The sequence below is a fragment of the Actinomyces bowdenii genome, assembly GCF_017592395.1.
In the GTDB taxonomy this organism is placed as follows: Bacteria; Actinomycetota; Actinomycetes; order Actinomycetales; family Actinomycetaceae; genus Actinomyces; species Actinomyces bowdenii.
The window spans coordinates 1-22752 of the sequence record NZ_JAGFOU010000007.1 but is presented as its reverse complement, the minus strand read 5'-3'; the positions used below and the strand labels follow the sequence as shown (position 1 = coordinate 22752).

Genomic DNA, 22752 nt, shown 5'->3' with positions numbered 1-22752 from the left:
ACGCGCGCGGCATGGGGCTGGTATACCTGAGGCGACTTCTTCTCAATACTCCTGGGCCGGGATAGGAGACACGATGCACCTCGCAATGGTGGAGACCAACGGAAACCAGGCATACATCTTTGCGACCCAGCGCCAGCGAGATCAGATCGGTGCCTCCTACCTGCTCAGCCGGCTGCCCACATGGTTCCAGCAACTGGCCAATGATGGCACGCACAGAGTCCTGGAGGTCGTCTCCGCCGCGTCGGGCAAGGTCATCTGGCTCGCCCCCACGGCGGATGACTGCTCCAGATTGATCACAGCCCTAACAAGCCAGGCAGCGGTCGAGGCACCGGGGATGGATGTCAGCGGTGTCCACCTGGATATCGATCAACCGCCGTTGAAGCCCCGGCACCTGGCGCAGGTGCATGATCTGGCCCGCCAGTACACCGCCCGCCGTCGCTCGCCGAGCACGCGCTTCCCCTGCATGCCCTTCCTGGCCACCTGCAAGGACACCGGCCTTCCCGCCTGCCCACCACGGGCAGAGGACCGTCTGTGGGCCATCGACAAGGACGTCTCACTGTCCGAGCCGGTACGTGTTAAGCGCTCCCACAGCGAGAGGCTGCGGGACACCCTGATCTCCCTGGTCGGCTACGACTCCCCCCTGGGGGCCGAGGGATCCGCCCATCTCAGCAGGCTCTTGGGAACGAACAACAGACTGCGGCATGCCTACACCATGCTGCTGGGTGAGCAGGTATGCGAGGACTCCCCCAGCCCCGGCCTAGCGGTGACCAATCAATACCGCCTGGAGAGGGCTCTGGGCTCAGGGGAGGGAGCGGAGTCGGTGCAGGACATTTCGCCACTGCCCTGGGTGTGCGTCATCCACATCGATGGCAATGGGGTCGGCGCGCTGCTCGGCGACCTGCAGGGAGCTCTCACAAGAGCACAAGCCGCAGGGGTCGATCCGTCCAAGCACGACACCCAAGACTGGCAGCACCGCAAGCGCGTCGGAGGGGAGTTGGCGCAGTACGCCCGCGTGGTCTCATCCGCCCTGGAGGAGGCGACGTTCACCGCCTTCATCCTGGCCTGGCATACCGTGGTCGACGCCTCCCGCAAGGAGAGTGACACCGGGCCGGAGGGGCATCAGCACAGGGTGGCACCGCTCGTACCCGTGCTCGTCGGGGGTGACGATGTCACCATCATCACCGATGCCCAGTACGGCTTCCTCTTCACCGCAGCATTCCTCCACGAGTTCGAGACGACCACCGCAGCCGACCCGTTGCTGCGCGATCTCGACCCCGATCGCCCCGGTCAGGGCATGTGCGCTGCTGCGGGGATCGCGGTGATCAAGCGCGCCTACCCGTTCCACTCCGCCTACAGGCTTGCCGAGGAGCTGTGCTCCAGCGCCAAGCGGCTCTCCCGTCATGAATCCACTCTGGACTTCCACGTCCTGCACGACTCCTCCTTCGACTCCCTGGAGGAGCTGCGCCGCCCCTACCAGGACCTGACTGCTCGCCCCTACTACCTCCGCACCCCCTTGAGCACGAGTGCATCCGCCCGGGAGCGCGCTCAGCGCGAGACGCACTCCTGGGCGGAGCTGCTGGCCAAGGCCCGGGTCTACACCGGCCAGGAGGATCCGCCTCCTTGCCCCTCTCACGGTGGCAGCAGGGAAATGGCTGCTGCGAACCCCGACAGCCGGGGATTCCCCCGTACCCGGGTCAAGCAGCTGCGCACTGATCTGGCCCCACTGCTCGACCCGGAGCTCAAGCCAGCAGAGCGCGAACGGACGATCACGCAGGCAAACAGGTACTGGGCATGGCTCCTCGAGCAGGAAGGACAGCTGCAGCATCAAGCGAGGGCCCTGGGCCTGGGGCTTGAAGATGAACGGAGCCTGTTCCTGAAGGACGAGGATGGGCAGGGCTGGTCCACGGCCCTGTTCGATTGCATGGAACTGGTGGAGAAGGCGGCACCATCCACCTGGACCATCCCCGTCGGAGGGCAGCGCACCACCAGGCATGAGGAGAAGGAATGACAACGCGTGAGCTCAGCGTGGAGCTGCACAGCGAGTGGGGCGTGGCATCCGGAGCCAGTACGTTCTCCGGCCTGACATCGTCCTATCTGCGTGATCGCCATGGGAGAGCCACGATCACCGGGACCGAGCTCACCGGACTGCTCGCAGAGGCGGTCCGAGTGGTGGCGGCAGCCCTCGACGAGGGGCGCTCGATGAGCAGTCGATCAGACCTGAACGGTGGCGGATCCTGGTACTCCTGGGCTGAGCGCCTGCTGGGGGGACCGTCCCGCTACGGTGCCCGTGCCTCGGAGCCCGCGCTGATCGCCATCCACGCAGTGACCGATGGCGCAGCCGAGTCGCAGGATCAGGCGGACCGAGCAGGTGTTATCGGCTCCATACGCCCCGGTGCCGCGCTCAGTCATCGGACCGGCACGGTCCTGCCCCAGCACTTGCGCTACGTGGAACGGGCACGCAGGGCAACCCTGAGCGCGCAGGTCGAGCTGCTGGAGCATGATGGGCTGGGACGACCCGTCCATTGGGAGGAGGCAGGCACCACAGTATGGCACCTGCTGTCCGTGGCCTGCTCCTTGGTGGACCACCTGGGCTCGGGCAGGCGACGCGGCTCGGGGTCGTGCACGCTCCGCCTCGCGGACACTCCAGGAGCCGCTGAGGCCCTCGAGACGCTCAGCTCCCTGCCCGGTCCTCCGAATGCTCCGAGGATAGGCTCCCCGCCCATTCCCCGGATACCAGCAGGCGCGTGCCGTCCCGAGATCCACGAGGATGCGCTCCAGCTTGCCGGCTGTGTACATGTGCCCCTCATGGTGGCCCCCCTGCAGGACCTGCATGCCACCGCGGGACGGCTGTCCAACACACTGCTGAGCAGCGATATCGTCAGCGGCACCTCTATACTGGCCTATGTTCACCGGCGTCTGTGCACCAGTATGGACCGGGCGATCTCCGACAGTGGGGCCTCCCAGCGGGATGCGCAGCGAGACCTGGCCCTGGTGCGTGATGCTGTCACCCATGATCTGCTGCGTTGCGAGAACCTGCTGCCGAGCGTCGGCGGACAGAGGTGCCTGCCGGTGCCTCTGGCACTCACGCGGGACAAGCTCGATAGCGATGCGCCACTGGTCAACCTACTGGCTTCTCAGCCCGCCGAATCACCCGCTTCACCGCGCAAGCCACTGCGCAGGGGCTACCTGGCCTGCGTCAAGGGCGGGGTGCGCCTCATCCAGCCGCACCTGGTCGGCCATATGCACACGGCGATCGACCGGAGCACAGGGACGGCATCCGATGGCGATCTCTTCCTCGTCCAGAGCATCTCAGCCGCTCAGGAGTTCCCCTACTGGTCCACCCGCGTAGGAGTCGGCCATCAGTTGGCTGAGGTCCTGCACCGGTACCTGGGACAGGACTGGCCTTCCGCTCTCGCCGGGGCCGCCCGCCTGGGCGGGCGCTCCCGCAGCCAGTACGGACGGGTGAGCGTCGCCGTCGGGGAGCCCGCGGTCCTGGACCCACCTGCGGTAGCGGTCAAGCGGGAAGAACCACATGTATCCTCGCAGACCACGACTATCTGGTTGACCTCGGACCTCATCGCTCTGGACCACCTCCTGCGCCCCGATCCCACCCCCAACGGGCTATGCCGGCAGCTCAACCGCGCCCTTAAGGCCCGAGGACTGGGCAGCGTGCGCGAGGACAGCCCGGCAAGGCCCGGATCGGTCAGCGCCTCGGTGCGCGCACGGCGGATCGACTCCTACTCGGGAGCATCGCATACGCCTCGCCCCACCCTCGTAGCGCTGCAGGCCGGTTCCTGCCTGCGTGTGGTGCTACCTCATGGCCAGGAGGACCGAGCACTTTCAGAGCTGGAGCATCTGGGCGCCCGCGGTGTGGGACAGCGCGCTGCGGAGGGCTACGGGCGCTTCGTTGTGGGCCACCCCCTCCTGGACCAGTCCAGGATCGTTCAGGTCGCGGCCGCTGTCGTGCCCGCCGAGACGACCGATGGCACGGGAGAAGGACCACGGCGATGACAACTCGGATGCGCCTGGAGATTCCCCTGCGCACGATCTCCCCCCTGCATGTCGGGGCCGTCCAGACCGGGGCGAAGCAGTGGCAGAGCGATGAGATCCGCAGGACCCGCCCTAGAACTGATCCCGGTATGGACAGTCGCCTGCTGGCCCAGGATGCTGATGGTCATCTGATCCTGCGGGGCAGTTCCTTGGCCGGGGCGCTGCGTGCCGCCATCGGCCATGAGAGCGGAAGACAGGACGTGGGCAGAGCGTGGGGCAGCGCCTCACGCGCCTCGTGCATCTCGGTGGAGGACGTGGACCTGGGCCCAAAGGCGAACACGCCCACCGTTCACCGGCACGGCAACACCGTGGACCGTCACCTGGGCACAGCCGCAGACGGCGCCCTGTTCACCCATGAGGTGCTCCCCCCGGGAACCCGCTTCACCCTGGTGCTCAACGGACATACGACTGATGAGCCCGCCACGGCTGCCCGAAACAACCACAGCCCTGAGGCAGCACCGTCAACGGAGGAGGTCAGGGACGAGCTCACCGCTGTCCTGGCCGCCATCGACAGAGGACGACTGGTTCTGGGAGCGCGGCGCAACGCCGGGTGGGGCCGCGTGAAGCTCGCCGTGGACGCGATGCACCCCGTGCTCTTCATGAGCGCTGATCTCTCCACCCTGGAGGGCCTGCGCATGTGGGTCGCGGCGGTCAGCGGGGATGCGGACAACCACAAGCAGGCAGCTGCTGCGGCAGGGCAGGATCTCCTGGATCAATCCAGGCAGGCGACACCATCCGAGGGCCGGCGCACCCTGACCGTCTCGATCACCTGGAACTCCCAGGACGGCATCCTCGTGCACGACCCTGAGCGCCTCCCCGACGCAGTGTCCGAAGAGGCCGAGCACCGGCTGCACATGGCGGCTCCAGGAACTCCACTGCCCTCGCGGCCTGTGCTGCCCCTTCGCCAAGGTGATCACTACATCCTGCCCGGGGCCGGGGTTCGGGGCGCGCTGCGCAGCCGGATGGGGCGCATCGTCAGGACGGCGCAGGGCCAAGGGGATCCCCAACCCGCGGCGCCCATCGACGATGTTCATGAGTTCCTGACACAGGAGCCCACAGTGATCACCGCTCTGTTCGGCAGCACCCGGTGGGCGGGCGCATTGCGCGTCGATGATTGCCGAGCCCAGAACGGCAGGGAAGATGTTCGCCAGCACGTGGCCATCGATCGGTGGACCGGCGGAGCAGTCATCGGTCGACGAGGGCTGAACGAGCAAGACGAGACCGGGGGCCGGTTGTTCGTCGAGCACGTAGTGGTCGATGCTGATTGGGAGCCACTGACTCTTACCGTGGATCTGGAGCGCCTGGAGGGGAACATCCGGGAATCCGCTCAGCACGATCTCACTGATGAGGAGGTCAGGAGAATGCGCGATGCGACCCTGTGCGCCCTCGGCCTGGCCCTGGCCGAAGCCGCTGCGGGCTTCCTGACACTCGGGGGGCGGGCGGCTCGGGGCTGCGGTCATGTCACGGTCCCATCCCTCACGGTGCGCTCCAACGACCCCGATGTCGAGGACCTGGAGGTTCAGAGCACGCCCATCTCCCAAGCAGAAGCAGCAGGGAAGGTGCTGGCATGGGCCCGTCGCCTGTGGACCCCGCATGAGCGTGAGAGCCTCAGTTCTTGGGCTGATTGCCTCGATCCCCTGCGCCCGGATGAGGGGGTGAGGGCGTGAGCACCAATCTGACGCCTATGATACTGGTCACTAAGAACACCGGCCCTCGCGGATGGGAGCTGCTTCAGGATGCGGCGCTCACCGCGCGCGACCAGGGCGGAGTGAGAGGATTCGCCCTGACCACCGGCGGGCCGATCCAGGTGACATCAGTGGCCCTTGACAGCAACGATGAGGCCTTGCAGGTCCGCGCATCGGATGACGCGGGGGCGGATCTGGATCTCAGGACCGTCTACGAGTTGCGCTTGTGGCTGCAGCAGAAGCGCGGCACCGACGACCCCCGCGGCGTGGAGTGGCGGTGGGTGCGGGGATGCTCCGGGGTGCGTATGAGCATCCATCGCCCCGTCGGTGACAGTACGGATGAGCTTGGAGAGCCCCACCTGGCCCGGGAAGTGAGTTTCGTCAGCCGCACAGGAGCCGCGCTGGGCGGTTATGAGTTATTCCGGATAGGTGATTACGGGAATGTCGAGTATGTGGATACGATCATGAGGGGAGAGCAGGGCTATGACCTCAAGAAATCAATCCCGCAACAAGCGGGGAAGCCGAGGGGGAAATGAATCCCCGCAAGAGGATCGCGTCATCAACCCCTACGGATTCACATTGCACCCCAACGACCACATGGATGGTATCCCGCGCTCACCGCGCGAGCGCGGCCTGAAAGATGACTGGACCACATGGCCTCACGCCTACGCAGGAGTAGCCGCGCGACGAGAGAAGCTATTCCCGGACGGGGAGCCCGCAGGTCATGAGACTTTAGCGCCGGAGCGGATCAGCGGGCAGATATTCGTCCGCCTGGAGACGCATACGGCCACGGTACCGGGCGTCCAGTTCTTCGATGATGAGCGTCGTGCACTGGGCGTCCCCAGTCGCTCAGGCCACCCCATGGCCACCGCCAGCAACGACGGCAACAGTCCAGCAATCAAGGACGCCCACATCCCTGCCACCGCCCTCAAAGGGGTCCTCTCCAGCGCCTACGAGCTGGTCACCATGTCACGATTTCGGGTTTTCGGATTCGAACCGGGTCAGCACCTGTTCCGACGACAACGCTCGGACGAGGGCAGTGAATGCAAACAGACTGCCGTGCTCACCGCGCGCAGACGCAAGTCGCAGGAGTCCCGCGCCAACAATCAGGGCGACACCCGCTACGACTTCTTCATCCAGATCTGCCCCAAGAAAGAGAAAGGAGGGGGCGGGACGTCCGGAACGCGGACCAACAAGAAGAGGAAGGTCACCGAAAGAACCGTGCTGGAGGAGTACGGGGAGCTGATTTACGACTACCTGATACAGAACCGAAATCAGCCACTCCACCCTCGATGCAATGCACTGGTGCGAGGAATGATCGAGAATCAGAACATCAACCTATCCGAGATCACCAGGGAGAACATTCTCGATACAATTGGCGCCTACCTGACACAAGCCGGCAGGCCAACGGTGCGAGTGCACATCAAGAAGAAGAATGGAACTCTCATCCGCATGGTTCCCGCACAGATCGGGAGAGTGCCCCACAAATCAACACCTTGGGATCTGGCCGACGACTCCGACATGGCACCCGCCCAGCACATAGAGGAGTTCTCCGCAGGGGAGCGCCTCTGGGGCCATGGCCTGGTGGCCGGCCAGGAGTCGCAGCGGTCCCGGTCCGGGGCTGGATTGGCAACATGCAACTACCGTGGACATGTGGAGATCATTGGCAGCGCGCTTCCAGTAGCAGATAAGGCGCACCTATGGACAGCCTCAGGGGAAGGGCCGGACAACAGCCCATTCATGCTATCCGAGCTCTCCTCCCCCAAGCCGCAGAGCGGGCGCCCCTATCTGAGGGCTCATGATTCATCCCCACTACCACCCGAGCGCCTCAACACTGACTTCTTCCTCCGCGGCGATCTCCTGATCCGCAAAGTCTATCCCACCCACCGCGATGAGATCGGCAAAAAAGGGAGATCATTGCTCAGCAAGCTCCCCCAGGCCGCAATATGGAGAGCCTCCGACTATGCCACGGAGGAGATTGCAAACAATGCGCGCGAACGGGGGACCTACCTCTATCAATTCATCGAGCCCGGCAGTATCTTCACCTTCAAACTGCGCTTCCACAATCTCAGCCCCGCTCAACTAGGAGTGCTTCTTTTTCTACTCAGCCCGAAGCGCCTGGTTCCCGAGTCGGTTCGGAACAGCGGACGCCCCGCCCGGGGATGTCTGTCCCTGGGGCACGGCAAGCCCTACGGCCTGGGGGCGATAACAATGGAGGCCCTACACGTGAGGTGCTGGTCGGGTCAGGATCTGCATGCCGGCTACCGTCATCTGACGGGCTGCCTGGGTAGTTGCCCCAGCACCGAGCAGCAGACTTCCGAGAAGGAGAGCAGCCTACCCTCAGGAGATTACTCACGCCCCTCGAAACAGTCCTCCAAGGATACGATCGATGAGCTTCTGAGCACGCTTCTCAGCAAGGAGCTCCCCGGCTTCACCCGTTCAGCACCAGTGCGGGACTTCGTCATCTCCTGCTATGGCCTGAGCAACAAGGGAGGCAAGCCTCTGAGCCCTCGTTACCCATCCATGGCCCCGCAACCGTCCCAGGACGATCAGATGGGGCCGATCGTGCGCTTCTTCAGCAAGATGGAGGCAGTGAGCTCAGGGAAGCGAGCCAATCGGAGCATCAATATCCCGGATCTCCATCACTTCGCCCCCCGGGAGGACCGATGATGACACTGCTCATCCGCATCGCCGGCGTCTCGGGCCTGGGATTCGCCAAGCCGGAAGCACCTCCCCCCATGATCACGCCGCCCGGCTTCAAGATCCTGGAGAGCATTGATCTTTGAACCGCCCCGGGTTTGATGGAGGCAGTGATGACACGGAAGGATCACTGTCATGGGACGTAAGAAGTACCCCGATGAGCTGCGCGAGCGGGCCACGAGGATGACCTTGGAGGCGCTGGCCGACCCGGCGCGGGCCAAGGGCGCGATCCGCAGGATCGCCGATGAGCTAGGTGTCCACCCCGAGGCTCTGCGCACCTGGGTCAAGAAGGCCCAGGTCGACCAGGGCACCCGGCCCGGCACCACCACCGACGAGGCGGCCCGGATCAAGGAACTTGAGAAAGAAGTCCGAGAGCTGCGTCGGGCCAATGAGATCCTGCGCAAGGCGAGTGCGTATTTCGCCCAGGCGGAGCTCGACCGCCGGTAGAGGTCATCGACTCCTTCATCGACGACAACCGGCAGGATCTCGGGGTCGAGCCGATCTGCACCACGCTCAGCGAGGCCGGTGTGCAGATCGCCCCGAGTGCCTACTACGCCCGTCGTAGCCGGCCTCCTAGCGCCAGGAGCCTGCGCGACGAGACTCTCAAGGCGGAGATATCCAAGGCCCACAAGGACAACTACTCGGTTCTGGGGGCCCGCAAGATGCACGTGATGCTCAACCGATCCGAAGCCGCCGAGCGTCACGGTGCCGGTCACGTGGCCCGGTGCACCGTCGAGCGGCTGATGGGCGACCTGGGTCTGCACGGCGTCAGACGCGCTAAGTCGCCCAGGACGACCCGCTCGGTGGCTAAGGACCAGTGCCCGGCCGACCTGGTCAGGCGCCACTTCGAGGCCTTCGCCCCTAACGAGCTGTGGGTCGCCGACATCACCTATGTGCGTACCTTCTCGGGGTGGGTCTATGTGGCTTTCGTGACTGACGTGTTCTCGCGGCGGATCATCGGGTGGCAGACCTCCACCGGCCTGTACACCGACCTCTCTGGACGCCCTCAAGATGGCCATGTGTCAACGAAAACGCACCGGGGCTGATCTCTCTGGCCTGGTGCACCACTCCGACCGCGGCGCCCAGTACCGAGCCATCCGCTACGGGCAGGCTCTGGCCGACTGCGAGGCAGTCGCCTCGGTGGGGTCCAAGGGAGACTCCTATGACAACGCTCTGGCTGAGGCGCTGAACTCCTTGTACAAGGCTGAGCTCATCCGTAACCAGGGCCCCTGGGAGGACATCGATGCCGTCGAGGTCGCCACCGCCGAGTGGGTCCACTGGTTCAACACTATCCGGCCCCATTCCGCCATCGGGATGCGAACCCCCGCCGAGCACGAGGCCGCCTGGGCACCCGACACCCACCACGACCACCACCGCCAAGAACAACCACAACCGGCAACCACCGGCACCAGATAAACCAGCCTCCACAAAACCCGGGGCTTGACACTTTCACGTGCATCCAGCCCTCTTAACAGCATCCTGTCCGCCCTTGCCGATCCGGATCAGGGGACCGCCACCGAGGTCAGCCTCCTCCTGGCGGGGGCCCGCCCCGAATGACCCTTGAACGACGTGGTATCGCGGGATGCCACGGTGAGATCCCCAAGTCTCCTCACAATGCGCTCGCGGAGGTTGGGGATGTCTTCAGCCCCGAGGAAGGGCGTTCTCATTGCTCAGAGCCCTCCGTCTGCGACTGGGCCCAAGGCTTCGACGATCGGTGGACCACGGGTCGATCTGTCTATTCAGGCGACGCATTGCGCGGATCGATGCTGGCCTTAGGATTGCCTATGGCCGTGGACAGATCCAATGATCCCGAGGTCGAGCAGGTGGTCATGACACTGTGCCGGGTCCTCGAGGAAGATGGGCGAGAGCCGATGAGTGATGCTGACATGGCTCTTCTCCTGCTGCTGGACGTGGCCTATGGCGGTATGACTGCTGGGATGACGGCCCACGCTTGGCTGGATGCCAGCGCTCGGGAGGCTCACGGCCCCAACTGGAGGGCCTGTCCCGAGACGGCTAGCCGCAACAGGCTGGAGGCACTCAGCGAGGAGGCCACGCATCGTCTGACTGACTCCCTGGACACCTCTGGGCGCAGCACGCGGGAGTCCCTGTCCGATCTTCGTCAAGGGGTTTGAAGTGCTCTGGTCTTCATCCTGGTTCTTCTAGAGGGGTGGGAATGCGCCTCGCAGGTGCGGCCCTGAGTTCAAGGCTCGTGCCTTGCGGCTCATCGGGGAGCGGAACTGGGTCGAGCGGTGCCGTGAAACTGCTCCGGCTGCTCAAGCAGGTGCGCAATTGACTCACGCTCAACCACGGTAAGGACGCTCTGGCCCGTGTTCTGCAACAGCGCTATGACCTTTCCCCCGGTCAGCGCCATCCTTATGCCCGGGACTCGTTCGCGCAGCCGCGCAGGCGGTGCGCCGTGAGCATCCATGCCCGATGACTGGGCCAGTGACTTGGGCGGACCGTCTCGAGGAGTTATGGCAGGACCTCAGTGTGATGAGCCTCTAAGGATCAGCCAGCCCGGGTGCAGTAAGCGGAGGGCTCCGCAACCCGTCATGGGCGGGCCCCATGACCAGGGCCGTCAGGGAGCGCCGGAGACCAGTACGCGCTAGAGGCTGCGCGGGCAGGTGAGTATGGCGCTGCGTGATGGCAGGAACGAGGGCCTGTAGAAGATGGGGTCTGAGCCTCGCTTCCTGGTCCAGAAGAGTTCTCATGCCCGCGCCTCCATTTTCCTGGCCCTGTGGCCCTGTGGATCCATTGCGCCGCGCTGCTGCCCAAGTATGTCGATACCCGGATGAGCGGATCGCCGTAGGCGTCTTTGCAGGCCTGGAGCAGATAACCCTGGCGGCCTTCGACCAGATTCTTGAGCCTGGACCTGGAAGACCTGTACACCGACGGACGCATCGTCAAGGCCCCTGCGGCGGTCAAACAGCCGGCCTCTTGCCCTGTGGACCAGGGCAAGCAGGACCCCAAGCGCTCGTTGCAGGCCGACCGGCGCTGCGCCCGGGCCGGTGGCGGCGAGAGGCCGCTGCGGACTCCCCCGCGCCGTCGCGGGAGGCTACGCTACCGTAGGTTAGAGTGCCTCCCCGAGGCCGGTGCTCAGGGCCGGCTCGGCCGCCCGGCTCCTGCGCGGAGCGGTCAGGCGGCACGATCAGCATCATCGGCCCAGCACCGGGAGGACATCAGTGGAGGCAGTGGAAGCCGCGGGGCAAGCCGCCGGCGCACCGCAGGAGCGCATCGCCCGCCCGCACTACGCCCCCGGCGTTCCCGCCGCCATCGCGCCGGTCACCGAGCCGCTGTCCCGCATGCTCGACGACGCCGCGCGCGCCTTCCCCGACCGGGTGGCCCTGGACTTCATGGGGGCCACCACCACCTATGCCCAGTTCGCCCGGCAGGCGGCCCGCGCCTCCGAGGCGCTGCGATCCCTGGGCGTGGGGGCCGGGGACGTGGTGGGGCTCATCCTGCCCAACTGCCCCCAGCACGCGGTCCTGGCCTACGCGGCCTGGCGGCTCGGGGCGATCGTCGCCGAGCACAATCCCCTGGCTCCGGCCGCCCAGCTGCGCGAGCAGTTCCACATCCACGGCGGCCGCGTCATCATCGCCTGGGAGAAGACTCTGGAGCGCCTGGTCGCGGCCACCGGCTCCCTGGAGGAGGCGGGCCTGGGAGGACTGCGGGTGCTGTCGGTGGACCTCACCCGTGGGCTGCCCCGGCGCAGCCGCCTGGCCCTGAGACTGCCGGTGGCCGCGGCCCGCACCCGCCGGCGCGAGCTGCGAGGCGCCGTCCCCGCCGGGGTGGACTCCTGGGACGACCTGGCCGCCTCCTGCCCCCCGCTGGACGCCGGCGCGCCCCTGCCGGGGGTGGACGACACCGCGGTCCTGCTCTACACCGGGGGCACCACCGGCACGCCCAAGGCGGTGGGCCTGACGCATGCCAACCTGCGCTCCAATGCGGAGATGAGCCTGGCCTGGGCCTCCCAGTCCACCCGGCCGGGCCGGGAGACCTTCTACGCAGTGCTGCCCTTCTTCCACGCCTTCGGGCTGTCCCTGTCGCTGCTGTGCGCGGTGGGCCTGGCGGCCACCCAGGTGGTGCTGCCCAAGTTCGGGGCCGACCTGGTGCTGGCGGCCTGGAAGCGCCGACCGGCGACCTTCTTCCCCGGCGTGCCGGTGATGTTCGACCGCCTGGTCGCCCGCGCCCGGGCCACCGGAGCCGACCTGTCCTCCTGCACCATCGCCGTGTGCGGGGCCGCCCCCAACCCCCGCCCGGTGGCGCAGGCCTGGGAGGAGGCCACGGGCGGCGTGATCATCGAGGGCTACGGCATGACCGAGTCCTCCCCCATCATCCTGGGCAACCCCATCTCCCCCGAGCGCAGGCCGGGCACGCTGGGGGTCCCCTACCCCTCCACCCAGGTGCGCCTGGTCGATCCGGAGGACCCCTCCCGCGAGGTGGCGCCCGGGCAGGTCGGCGAGCTGCTGGCGCGCGGGCCCCAGGTCTTCCGCGGGTACTGGAACAACCCCGAGGAGACCGCGGAGGTGCTGCTGGAGGGCGGCTGGCTGCGCACCGGGGACCTGGTGCGCCAGGAGGAGGACGGCTTCTACGTCATCGCCGATCGCCGCAAGGAGCTCATCATCTCGGGGGGCTTCAACATCTACCCCACGGAGGTGGAGGCGGCGGTGCGCTCCATGCCGCAGGTCGAGGACGTCGCCGTCGTCGGACTACCCGCCGAGGCGGGCAACGAGTCCGTGGTGGCGGCCATCCTGCCCAAGGAGGGCCAGAGCGTGACCCTGGAGCAGGTGCGCGAGTGGGCGGCCACGACGCTGTCCCACTACGCCCTGCCGCGCCAGATCGCGATCCTGTCCGAGATGCCCCGCTCCCAGATCGGCAAGGTGCTGCGCCGGGTGGTGCGCGAGGAGCTGCTGGCGGCCCGGGAGGCCGCCTCCGAGGCGGCCACGAGCGCAGCGGCCAGCATCATCGAGCACCTGCCGGGGGCGGGAACCCCCGGCAAGCAGGACCGGAGCGAGCCGTGAGCGGCGATGGTCGGACGACGACCAGGCCCACCGCGGCCTGATCCTGCCACCGCGGCGTGATCGCGCCCATCGGGGCCCGATGGCCCGCTGAGCGTCACAGCTCGATGACATCCTTGTGGTCTTCGCGGATGCGATGATCGGCCATGACCCAGAACGATGAGCAGAATCCCGGCCAGGCACTGCCCCGCAGGCCCGGGGCGGGGCGCCCGGGGCCGGACCCGCTGCTGGTTGGGGCGATGCGGCGAGCGGCTACCAGCCGCCCTCCCCCGGCACCGTGCCCCCGGCCACCGGCCCCTATTCCGGGAGCGGTTGGGGCACCAGTGCCTCCAGCGGCCCCAGTGACGGGTACGGCCGGCCCTGGCCTGCGGCCGCCCCGTACGGAGCGCCGGTGCCCGGTGGGGCCGTGGGTGGCTACGGCTGGCCGGCCCGCCCTCTGCTCCAGCTCGGTGAGATCTGGCAGTGGGCCTGGTCCCAGATCAAGGATCAGCCCCTGGTGCTGGCCGGCCTGCCCCTGTTGCTGGTGCCCAGCGCCATCCTCCTCCCCTCCCTGCTCAGCCTGCTCGAGCCTGTGGAGGGGGCCTTGACGGCCTGCTCATCTTCCTGATCATGCTGGCCTTCTTCAGCGCCGTGCTCCTGGGAGTCACCGGCCTCAACCATGCCTGCCTGGTCATCGCTCAGGGCCGGCGCCTGCATGTGAAGGACTTCTTCGTCATCCCGCATGCCCTGAGCGCCTTCACGGCCGTCTTCATCACCGCTGTCCTGGTCGCGCTGGGCAACGCCTCCTTCATCATTGCCGGGTTCGCCATCATGTACTTCTTCGCATTCTGCGCGATGGCCGCCGCAGACCGCGGCGGCTCTCCCTTCGCCGCCATCGGGCGCTCGTGCTCCCTGGTCTCGCGCTCCGATGGATTCATGTCCGTCTTCTGCATCACCATTCTCCTGTACATGGCGGGGACGGTCACCGTTGTGGGTTGGATCCTCCTGGGGCGCGTCCAGGTGCTCATGCTCGCCCGCTCCTACGTCCTGCTCTCGGAGCAGTCAGGGGTTCCACTTCATCCGGGCGCCGGGGCCCACGGCGGCTACGGGTATCCCGGAGCGGCGGGCCAGGGCTACCCCACCGGTCAGGGGCACTGAGCGCCCGCCCCCGCCGTGGAACCCTCCCGCAGCCTCGGGAACCTCGACGGCGGGGCGGCCCCCGGGGCTCGACGGCCCCGCGGATGATGGTGAACAGGAGATGGCGCCCCCAGGCGCTCAAACGGGATCAGGAACCCGGATCGGCGCTCAGAGGATCCTCAGCCCCTGCCAGGCGATCAAGCGCACCGAAAGCCCAGCTCGCCAGCAGTCCGCTCCACGCCTACACCTCACCCCTGCTGTTGCACATCTTCAAGAATAGACCGCTCGGTAGAACCGCATGATTCCGCGGTTCACCTGATCGGAATCCTGTCTGACGGGCCCGAAGATGTGCAGCGGCGCCCTGGCTGCACATCTTCGGGCCTGCCCGGTGTCAATGATTGGCGTGATCCTGCCAGAACGCCGGGGCTGATCGCAGGGCCGGAAGCTGAAGATGTGCAACGAGGGCCGTTGGCGCCTGGAATGCGGCTCAGGCGAGCTGGAGCCCCGTTTCACCCGCCAGCTCCGCAGCACTCGTCTTCAGGAGCTGCTGCGCTCCCAGGGCTCGATGTCCCCGGGGATGACGGTGAACAGCGGGTGGGGGTCCAGGTGCTCGGGCAGGGGCAGTCGCTCGGGGGCGCGGGCCTCCAGCTTGGCCCGCAGGTGCCGGGCCTCCAGGTCCATCTGGCCACTGGTGACCGTCAGGCCCACGGCCCCGCACTCCTCCCGGGGCAGGTCGATGCGCGCCGGGTCGAAGCGGTAGCCGCGCTGGAGCGCCTCCTCGCGCAGGCCCCACAAGTAGGCCGAGATCGTGACCAGGGGCTCCCCCGCCCCGCGGAAGCGCTCCAGCTGGGGATGGTTGCGGTAGCCGCGGGTGCGCCCGGCCAGAACCGCCTGGGCCAGCAGGGACTCCCGCCAGCAGGCCACCAGCCCGGCCCGGTCGAGATGACCCGGGTGCAGGGACCATATCCTCATCGGCCCCTCCTGTCCCGCGCCGATGCGCAGGGCCGGGATCCCCCGCGCCGGGCCGACGGCGGGCGCACATCCCGCGTCCTCGCACATGCCCTCACAGCAGACCGCACTCCTCCAGGGTGGCGCGCAGGGCGGCGACCTCCCCGGCCTCAGCGCGTACCAGGGGCAGGCGCAGCTCGGCGCAGGGGATGCGGCCCTGGAGCAGGAGGGCCTCCTTGGCCATGACCGCGCCCTGGCCCCCGCCCATGAGGGCGCGCACCAGGGGGCGCATCCGCTGGGCCACGGCCCGGGCACCGGCCAGGTCACCGGCGTCGACCTCCGCGATCATCTCGCGCCAGGAGTGGGCGTCGGCGTGGGCGGCCACCGAGACCACGCCGGAGGCGCCGTGCGCCAGCCAGGCGAAGTTCAGCCCGTCGTCGCCCGAGTAGTACTCCAGGCCGGTGGCCTCCATGCGCTCGAAGCCCTGCTCGACATCGCCCGTGGCGTCCTTGACGGCCAGGACCCGCTCATGCTCGGCCATGCGGGCCAGGGTGCCGTCCTCGATGCGCACGCCGGTGCGCCCGGGGATGTCGTAGACCATCACCGGCAGGTCGGTGGCCTCGACCACCGCCATGATGTGGCGGTAGACGCCCTCCTGGCTGGGGCGGTTGTAGTAGGGGGCGTTGATGAGCAGGCCCTCGGCGCCGGCCTCCTGGGAGCCCACGCCATTGCGCACCGCGTGGGCGGTGTCGTTGGAGCCGGCCCCGGCCATGACCATGGCGCGCCCGGCCAGGGCGTCCTTGACCTCCCGGATGAGGTCCTGCTTCTCGGGCAGGTGGGTGGTGGGGGCCTCGCCGGTGGTGCCCGACAGCAGGATCATGTCCGCGCCGTCCTGGACGAGGCTGAGGGCCAGGGCCTGGGCGGCGGGGATGTCCAGCTCGCCCTCAGGGGTGAAGGGCGTGACCATGGCCACGCCGACGGATCCGAAGCTGCGGGAGGGCACTGCGCTCATGGCCCCAGCCTAACGGTGCGATACCCCCATGTGGCCCCGATGACCCAGCATCCTGCGCCTATGACGGGGCGGGGGCGCGCGATGCGCCACGGCGGGGCGCACGTGGCCGCACGGCAGCAGCGGGCCCGGGCCCAGCACTCCGGCGTCGGCCGGTCGGCGCCGGCTGGCGCCCCGGCGGCCCTGGCGCGCGGACCCGCCGGGAGCCTCCCCGCGATCCACCGGCCCCTGCTGCGCGGGCGAGGCTGCGGAGTGCGTGCTGGGATGGGTGGCGGCGATAGGGCGTCACGTCGCGGATTCGGCGTCGCCTCGCGGACAAGGCGATACCTCCAAGGCACGTCCATTCCGCGACGTGACGCCCCTGCCGCGAGGTGACGCGCTTGCGCTCCCCCGGTGCAGGGAATGCGCCGGGGGCGAGGCGGGGCATCCTCTAGGCTCGCGCCATGACCTCCACGCCTGATCCGCAGGAGCGGCCCTCCGTGTTCGACGCCGACCCCATCGCCGGGCTCGATGCCCGCGCCGGGGGCCTGGATGGGCGCGGCCATGACGCTCACCAGCACGGCGGGGCCGATGAGGGCCGGGTCCCGGCCGGGGGCTTCGTGCGCCCGGCCCGCGCCCAGGACCTGGCGCGGATCGGCGCGATCCACGCGGTGACGATGCGGGCCAGCCTGGAGGCCGCCCACGACGCGGCGCACGGCTCGCCCCTGCCCGAGGGGGTGCGCGCCATGATCAGCGCCCCGGTCATCACCGCGGGCTGGCGCGAGGCGGTCGCCTCCCCGCCCTCCCCGCAGCACCGGGTTCTCGTGGCCACCCAGGACGGGGGCGTCGTCGGGTTGCTGGGGATGGCGCCCACCCGGGCGACCGACCTCGATGGGACCACATCCGCCGCACGCGCCGGGGGAGCCGAGAACGACGGCGACGGCCCGGCCGGCGTGCACGAGGAGCAGAGGGCTCAGCAGATGCGGGCGGCGGAGATCACGGCCCTGGGGGTCGACCCCGGGCACCAGCTGCACGGCCATGGCTCCCGGCTCCTGGCCGCCGCCGTGGATCTGGCCCGCCAGGACGGCGCCAGTGCCCTGGTGGCGTGGTCGGTGCGGGGCGATGAGTCCCTCACCCGCCTCCTCCAGGCCGTGGGCATGGCGCCCACCGGCGTCCACCGCCAGCTGCCCGTGGGCCAGGGAGTCATCGAGGACTGCTGGGCCGCCTCCCTGTAGCCCGGCCCCGCCGGGGCGGGGCCGGCAGCCCCCGTCCTCCTGGGCGGGGCTCCTGCAGGGCCGGCCTCACAGGTCGAGCAGGGCGTCCAATCCGATGGTCAGGCCCGGTCGGCTGCCCACCTCGCGCACGGCCAGGACCACACCGGGCATGAAGCTGGCGCGGTCGAAGGAGTCGGTGCGGATGGTCAGCTGCTCGCCGGGATTGCCCAGGACCACCTCCTCGTGCGCCGTCAGGCCCCGCAGCCGCACCGCGTGGACGTGGATGCCGTCGATGACGGCGCCCCGCGCCCCATCGGGATCGACCTGCGTGGCGTCGGGCACCGGCCCCAGGCCGGCCTCGGAGCGGGCGGCGGCCAGGCGCTGGGCCGTGGCCACGGCCGTGCCCGAGGGGGCGTCGACCTTGCCGGGGTGGTGGAGCTCGATGACCTCGGCGGACTCGAAGTAGCGGGCCGCCTTGGCGGCCAGGCTCATCGCCAGGACCGCGGACAGGGCGAAGTTGGGGGCGATGAGCACGGCCCGGCCCCGGGCCCCGGGTTGCTCCAGGTGGGTGCGGATGCGCCCGTAGGACTCCTCGTCCCAGCCGGTGGTGCCCACCACCACGTCGCACCCGGCATCAATGGCGGCGTGGACATTGGCCTCGGTGACATCGGGGACGGTGAAGTCCACCGCCACCTGGGCACCCCGGAGGTGCTCGGCGTCGATGGGGTCGCCGGCGTCCAGGCGGGCGACGAGATCCAGGCCCTCGGCCTGCTCAACCGCCCGGCAGACGGTCGATCCCATGCGCCCGGCGGCGCCCAGCACGGCTACGCGAATGCTCATGGCCCCACCCTAGCCATCTTCCTGGGGACGGGAGCCCCGGGTCCGCAGAGCGGGAGTGCAGGCGGCTCCGCGCCTAAGACGGCCGGCTCCTCAGGCCCTGGACCCCACGAGCACCCGGGCGCGGGCCACCTCCCGGTCGGTGGGGCCCTGCTCGGCCAGCTTCTCGAACTCCCGGGGCATCAGCGCGGCCCCAACGGCTCCCGTGACCACCGTTAACAAGTTCAACATGTTGTTTCTCTCTTCTCAGGATGATCCTGGTCGCCACCCTGGCGGGACCGATTACTCTAGTCTGGTTACACTTACACTCCTTAGAAGGAGTGCGTTGATGCAACTGATAACGACAAGGAGCGGCGGCATCGCCATCACGATCTTATCGTCAGGGATGGGCAGGACCGCCTCCGTGATGCCGTAGTTGCTCTGCGGAGAGTTTTTCAACGTAGCGCTTATGAACATCACTATGTGCACATAACTCGCTTTTTTCGCCAAGTCGATCCTGCGAGGATGAGGCTTCCTCAGAGCCCCCCACCAGGCGACATGCATCAGCGAGAACATGACGAAGGCGACTATGGAACCAACGGCTCCCGAGGCATGCAACTGGCCCCGTTGCGACAGCCCCAAGGCAACAGCATACGCACAGCAGCTCAACGCACCGGCTAAAAATAGAATCCGCGCCGCAGTCAATTTAATCGCGACGGACCTTATCCCGCCCGATGCCTGCCCTTCTTCCTCACGGTCCATCGGTCACCTCTTCCTCAACCCAGGGTCACTACCACGCAACACCATCGCGCGCACCTGGTTGAGATGAGCCTAGCTGACTGTGCCTAGGATCACAAGAGATATCAGCAAATTCTCGTGGGTTTTGTGGCTGCCTCGATGCAGTCCTCTCGCGACGACATCGGCACCGCTACGGCAACAGCTGCCGCAGCGTGACGCATACTCCCGCCCGATCAGGCCCTGGGGCCCACGAGCACCCGGGCCTGCTTCTGGGCCACCAGCCAGGCAGCGAGCTCGCGCACCTCCTGGGCGGTGACCTCTCCCAGCAGGCGCAGGTTCTCCTCCATGGAGCGCAGGCGCCCGGTGACCACCTCGGCACGGCCCAGGCGGCCCATGCGCGCCAGGGAATCCTCCCCGCCCAGCACCATGGCGCCCCGGATCTGCCCCCGGGCACGGGCCATCTCCCGGTCGGTGGGGCCCTGCTCGGCGAGCTTCTCGAACTCCCCGAGCATCACGGCCGTGACCTCATCGACGTCGCGCGGCGCGCAGCCGGCGTACAGGCCGAAGGCGCCCGCCCCGGCATAGGAGGTGTCGAAGGCGTAGGTGGTGTAGGCCAGGCCCCGCTTCTCGCGCACCTCCTGGAACAGGCGCGAGGACATCCCCCCGCCCAGGATCGTGGTGAGCACGCTCATCGCCCAGCGCCGCTCATCACGCACCGCGATGCCCTGGCAGGTCAGGTACACGTGCGACTGCTCGGCCTCCCGCTCCACGGTGACATCCTCCACGCTCAGCGCGCGGACCGGCTCGACCTCGAAGCGCCGCTGGCGCGGCGGGACCGAGGCGGCCGCCTCCCAGCCACCGGCGGCCAGGTCGGCGGCCACCCGCTCGCAGACCTCGTCATGGTCCACGGCTCCGGCCACCGCCACCACCAGGGCGTCGGAGGAGTAGGTGCGCCGGTAGTGCTCCCACACAGCATCCCGAGGCACGGCCGCCACCGTCTCGGGGGTGCCGCCGATGGGCCGGCCCAGGGGCGTGCCCTCACCGAAGGCGGCACGCGCGAAGGCCTCCTGGGCCACATCGGCAGGGTCATCAGCAGCATCGGCCAGCTCGGAGATGATGACGCCCCGCTCGGTCTCGACCTCCTGGGGATCCAGCAGCGAGGAGGTGACCATGTCGGTGACGACGTCGAGGGCCTCCATGGCGTCGGGCGCCAGGACGCGGGCGTAGTAGGAGGTGTGCTCCTTGGAGGTCGCGGCATTGGACTCCCCGCCGATCATGTCGAAGGCCTCGGCGATGCCGTGGGCGTCCCGGGTGGCGGTGCCCTTGAACAGCAGGTGCTCCAGGAAGTGAGTGGAGCCCTCCTGGCCCGGCGCCTCATCGCGCGAGCCCACCCCCAGCCACAGGCCGATCGACGTCGAGCGCAGTCCCGGCACGGACTCGGTGATGACCCGCACCCCGCCGGGCAGGACGGATCGGCGGGTCAGGGCGCCGTCGTCGATGAGCGAGAGCTCCGCGGCCGGATCGCCTGAGGCTCTGCGGGGCAGCTCCACCTCGGCGTAGTCGGTGGAGGAGGCGGTACCGGGGGCGCGCAGGGGCGCGCCGGCCCCGGGACGGGAGTCGCTGGCTGAGTTGGTCACCGGCAGAGCCTAACGGCTCGGCCCCTGGGCCGGCTCGGGGCTGAGCCGGCCCAGGGGCCGAGCGGGATCGGGCCCAGGCTCAGGCGGAGTCGCCCTCGCGCAGGGGCGTGCGCTCGACGGCGGAGCCGGCGGCCTCACCGGTGAGGCGGGTCACGGCATCCTCGATGCGGGAGCCCACACCCTCATCGATGCTCTTCCAGTACCACAGGGCGCGCTCGAGCACCTCGGGGCGCTCGATCTGGGCCAGGCCGCCCGCGACGGTGCCGACCAGGCGCTCGCGCTGGGCCTCGGTGAAGACCTCGCGCACGAGGATGCCGGCCTGGGAGAAGTCGTCGTCGTCCTCGCGCAGGGTCTGGGCGGCCAGGACCATCTCGCCGTCGGCCTCCCACCCGTTCTCCAGGCGGCCCTGCTCATCGGCGTAGGGCCGCCCGCCGGAGTTCGCGGCGTAGGTGGGCTGGGCCCCGGAGTGGAAGTAGCGCATCGGCCCGTCGAAGGTGTAGGTGTTGGAGGCCTCTCGCACTTCGGGCAGGGGCTGGTTGACCGGGATCTGGTCGTGGTTGACCCCCAGGCGGGCGCGCTGGGCGTCGGCGTAGGCGAAGACGCGGGCCAGCAGCATGCGGTCCGGGGAGAAGCCGATGCCCGGGACGATATTCGACGGCGCGAAGCTGGCCTGGTCGATCTGGGCGAAGAAGTTCTCCGGGTTCTCGTTGAGGGTCAGCGTGCCGACCTCGATGAGCGGGTAGTCGGCGTGGGGCCAGGTCTTGGTCAGGTCGAAGGGGTTGATCCGGTAGGTCTTGGCCTCCTCATACGGCATGACCTGGATGGACAGGGTCCAGCTGGGGTAATCCCCGCGCTCGATGGCCTCGAACAGGTCGCGGCGGTGGAAGTCGGCGTCCTGGCCGGCGATCTCCTCGGCGTCCTGGCCCGACCAGTTCTCCACGCCCTGGTTGGTGTGGAAGTGGAACTTGGCCCAGAAGCGCTCCCCCGCCTCGTTGATGAGCATGTAGGTGTGGGAGCCGTAGCCGTTCATGTGCCGCCAGGTGCGCGGCAGGCCCCGGTCCCCCATGAGGTAGGTGACCTGGTGGGCGGTCTCCGGGGACAGGGTCCAGAAGTCCCACTGCATGGTCTGGTCGCGCAGGCCCTTGTCCCCCAGGCGCTTCTGGCTGCGGATGAAGTGCGGGAACTTCATGGGGTCGCGCAGGAAGAAGATGGGCGTGTTGTTGCCCACCAGGTCCCAGTTGCCCTCGGTGGTGTAGAACTTCAGGGCGAATCCGCGCACGTCGCGCCAGGTGTCCGGGGAGCCGGCCTCGCCGGCCACGGTGGAGAAGCGCAGCAGGGCGCGGGTGCGCGCCCCGGGCTGGAAGAGGGCCGCCTTGGTGTACTTGCTGATGTCGTGGGTGATGACCAGCTCGCCGAAGGCTCCTGCGCCCTTGGCGTGGGGCTTGCGGTCGGGGATGTTCTCCCGGTTGAAGTGGGCCAGGGAGTTGACCAGGTGGTGGTCGTGAAGGAGCAGGGGGCCATCGGGACCGAGTGTGATGCTCTGGCGGTCGCTGGCCGCGGGGGCCCCGTTGAGCATGGTCGACCCAGAGTCGTCACCCGGATTGATTGGCTTCTCTGACATGTTTCCTCCTTTTGCTAGGTCGCTCATGATGAAAGCATGAGCGGAGGAAGAAGACAAGTGCGGCGCGCCCCGGGAGAATGATGAGCGCCGTCAACGCCCGCAGGGCCAGAGAAAACAAGCCGGGGTCATGAGGCCCCGATCACGGCTCCAGCCGCCCGATACGGGTTTGATACAGCATTGCCCGCTTGCGAAATAACGTCTATAGAAAGGCCTGGGGCCGG

Annotated in this window: 16 protein-coding genes, 1 pseudogene and 1 other annotated feature; of the genes and pseudogenes, 11 read left to right on the top strand and 6 right to left on the bottom strand. The window is 68.3% G+C overall.

All coding sequences use genetic code 11. The annotated features are described in order from the left end of the window. Nucleotides 1–73 precede the first annotated feature (73 nt). The 10 genes and pseudogenes from J5X07_RS04465 to J5X07_RS04420 all read left to right on the top strand — a co-directional run bounded on the left by J5X07_RS04465 (nucleotide 74) and on the right by J5X07_RS04420 (nucleotide 14590). Nucleotides 74–2008: a hypothetical protein gene (locus J5X07_RS04465; protein WP_208478819.1), complete on the top strand. Its 1935-nt coding sequence runs from the start codon at nucleotides 74–76 to the stop codon at nucleotides 2006–2008. After that, nucleotides 2005–4011: a type III-B CRISPR module-associated Cmr3 family protein gene (locus J5X07_RS04460; protein WP_208478818.1), complete on the top strand. Its 2007-nt coding sequence runs from the start codon at nucleotides 2005–2007 to the stop codon at nucleotides 4009–4011. Before J5X07_RS04465 ends, J5X07_RS04460 begins: the two co-directional genes overlap by 4 nt. Beyond that, nucleotides 4008–5717 carry an RAMP superfamily CRISPR-associated protein gene (locus J5X07_RS04455; RefSeq protein WP_208478817.1) on the top strand — a complete coding sequence of 570 codons (1710 nt, stop codon included), beginning with the start codon at nucleotides 4008–4010 and terminating at the stop codon, nucleotides 5715–5717. The genes J5X07_RS04460 and J5X07_RS04455 overlap by 4 nt, the downstream gene beginning before the upstream one ends. After that, the gene (locus tag J5X07_RS04450; RefSeq protein ID WP_208478816.1) at nucleotides 5714–6271 is read left to right on the top strand and encodes a hypothetical protein; all 558 of its coding nucleotides are present in this window, start codon (nucleotides 5714–5716) and stop codon (nucleotides 6269–6271) included. Before J5X07_RS04455 ends, J5X07_RS04450 begins: the two co-directional genes overlap by 4 nt. Before the next feature lie 61 nt (nucleotides 6272–6332). Next, the gene (locus tag J5X07_RS04445; protein WP_208478874.1) at nucleotides 6333–8405 is read left to right on the top strand and encodes a hypothetical protein; all 2073 of its coding nucleotides are present in this window, start codon (nucleotides 6333–6335) and stop codon (nucleotides 8403–8405) included. 165 nt (nucleotides 8406–8570) lie between these two features. Further along, nucleotides 8571–9851: pseudogene (locus tag J5X07_RS04440) on the top strand (IS3 family transposase). Continuing rightward, nucleotides 8846–8977: a sequence feature (AL1L pseudoknot), on the top strand. (Overlaps the previous pseudogene by 132 nt.) A gap of 368 nt (nucleotides 9852–10219) precedes the next feature. Continuing rightward, on the top strand, nucleotides 10220–10567 hold the full coding sequence (locus J5X07_RS04435) for a hypothetical protein (protein WP_208478815.1): 348 nt from the start codon (nucleotides 10220–10222) through the stop codon (nucleotides 10565–10567). A gap of 1059 nt (nucleotides 10568–11626) precedes the next feature. Beyond that, nucleotides 11627–13456 (top strand): AMP-binding protein, encoded by a 1830-nt coding sequence (locus J5X07_RS04430; protein WP_208478860.1) that lies wholly within the window; start codon nucleotides 11627–11629, stop codon nucleotides 13454–13456. 274 nt (nucleotides 13457–13730) lie between these two features. Further along, entirely contained in the window at nucleotides 13731–14060 is a 330-nt protein-coding gene (locus J5X07_RS13230; protein ID WP_208478814.1) for a hypothetical protein, read from the top strand. Nucleotides 14061–14062: 2 nt separating this feature from the next. Further along, complete coding sequence (locus J5X07_RS04420; RefSeq protein WP_208478813.1) at nucleotides 14063–14590, top strand: hypothetical protein; 528 nt, start codon at nucleotides 14063–14065, stop codon at nucleotides 14588–14590. A 516-nt stretch (nucleotides 14591–15106) separates the two neighbouring features. Here J5X07_RS04420 and J5X07_RS04415 read toward each other — a convergent pair. Together J5X07_RS04415 and dapA are read right to left on the bottom strand one after the other, a co-directional pair. Continuing rightward, nucleotides 15107–15541 carry a pyrimidine dimer DNA glycosylase/endonuclease V gene (locus J5X07_RS04415; RefSeq protein WP_208478812.1) on the bottom strand — a complete coding sequence of 145 codons (435 nt, stop codon included), beginning with the start codon at nucleotides 15539–15541 and terminating at the stop codon, nucleotides 15107–15109. Between the two features lie 91 nt (nucleotides 15542–15632). Then, nucleotides 15633–16529 carry a 4-hydroxy-tetrahydrodipicolinate synthase gene (dapA, locus tag J5X07_RS04410; RefSeq protein WP_124933357.1) on the bottom strand — a complete coding sequence of 299 codons (897 nt, stop codon included), beginning with the start codon at nucleotides 16527–16529 and terminating at the stop codon, nucleotides 15633–15635. Between the two features lie 440 nt (nucleotides 16530–16969). On the opposite strand from dapA, the gene J5X07_RS04405 reads away from it, so the two are divergent. Further along, nucleotides 16970–17740, top strand: a complete 771-nt coding sequence (locus J5X07_RS04405; RefSeq protein ID WP_208478811.1) for a GNAT family N-acetyltransferase — start codon at nucleotides 16970–16972, stop codon at nucleotides 17738–17740. A gap of 66 nt (nucleotides 17741–17806) precedes the next feature. Here J5X07_RS04405 and dapB read toward each other — a convergent pair whose 3' ends face one another. The 4 genes from dapB to J5X07_RS04385 form a co-directional block, all read right to left on the bottom strand. Then, complete coding sequence (gene dapB / locus J5X07_RS04400; RefSeq protein WP_208478810.1) at nucleotides 17807–18559, bottom strand: 4-hydroxy-tetrahydrodipicolinate reductase; 753 nt, start codon at nucleotides 18557–18559, stop codon at nucleotides 17807–17809. Between the two features lie 90 nt (nucleotides 18560–18649). After that, the gene (locus J5X07_RS04395; RefSeq protein ID WP_208478809.1) at nucleotides 18650–18787 is read right to left on the bottom strand and encodes a hypothetical protein; all 138 of its coding nucleotides are present in this window, start codon (nucleotides 18785–18787) and stop codon (nucleotides 18650–18652) included. A gap of 719 nt (nucleotides 18788–19506) precedes the next feature. Continuing rightward, a complete protein-coding gene (locus tag J5X07_RS04390) occupies nucleotides 19507–20910 on the bottom strand; it encodes a M16 family metallopeptidase (protein ID WP_424924083.1) in 1404 nt (467 codons plus the stop codon). Nucleotides 20911–20989: 79 nt separating this feature from the next. Next, on the bottom strand, nucleotides 20990–22531 hold the full coding sequence (locus tag J5X07_RS04385) for a catalase (protein ID WP_124933353.1): 1542 nt from the start codon (nucleotides 22529–22531) through the stop codon (nucleotides 20990–20992). Between the last annotated feature and the right edge of the window lie 221 nt (nucleotides 22532–22752).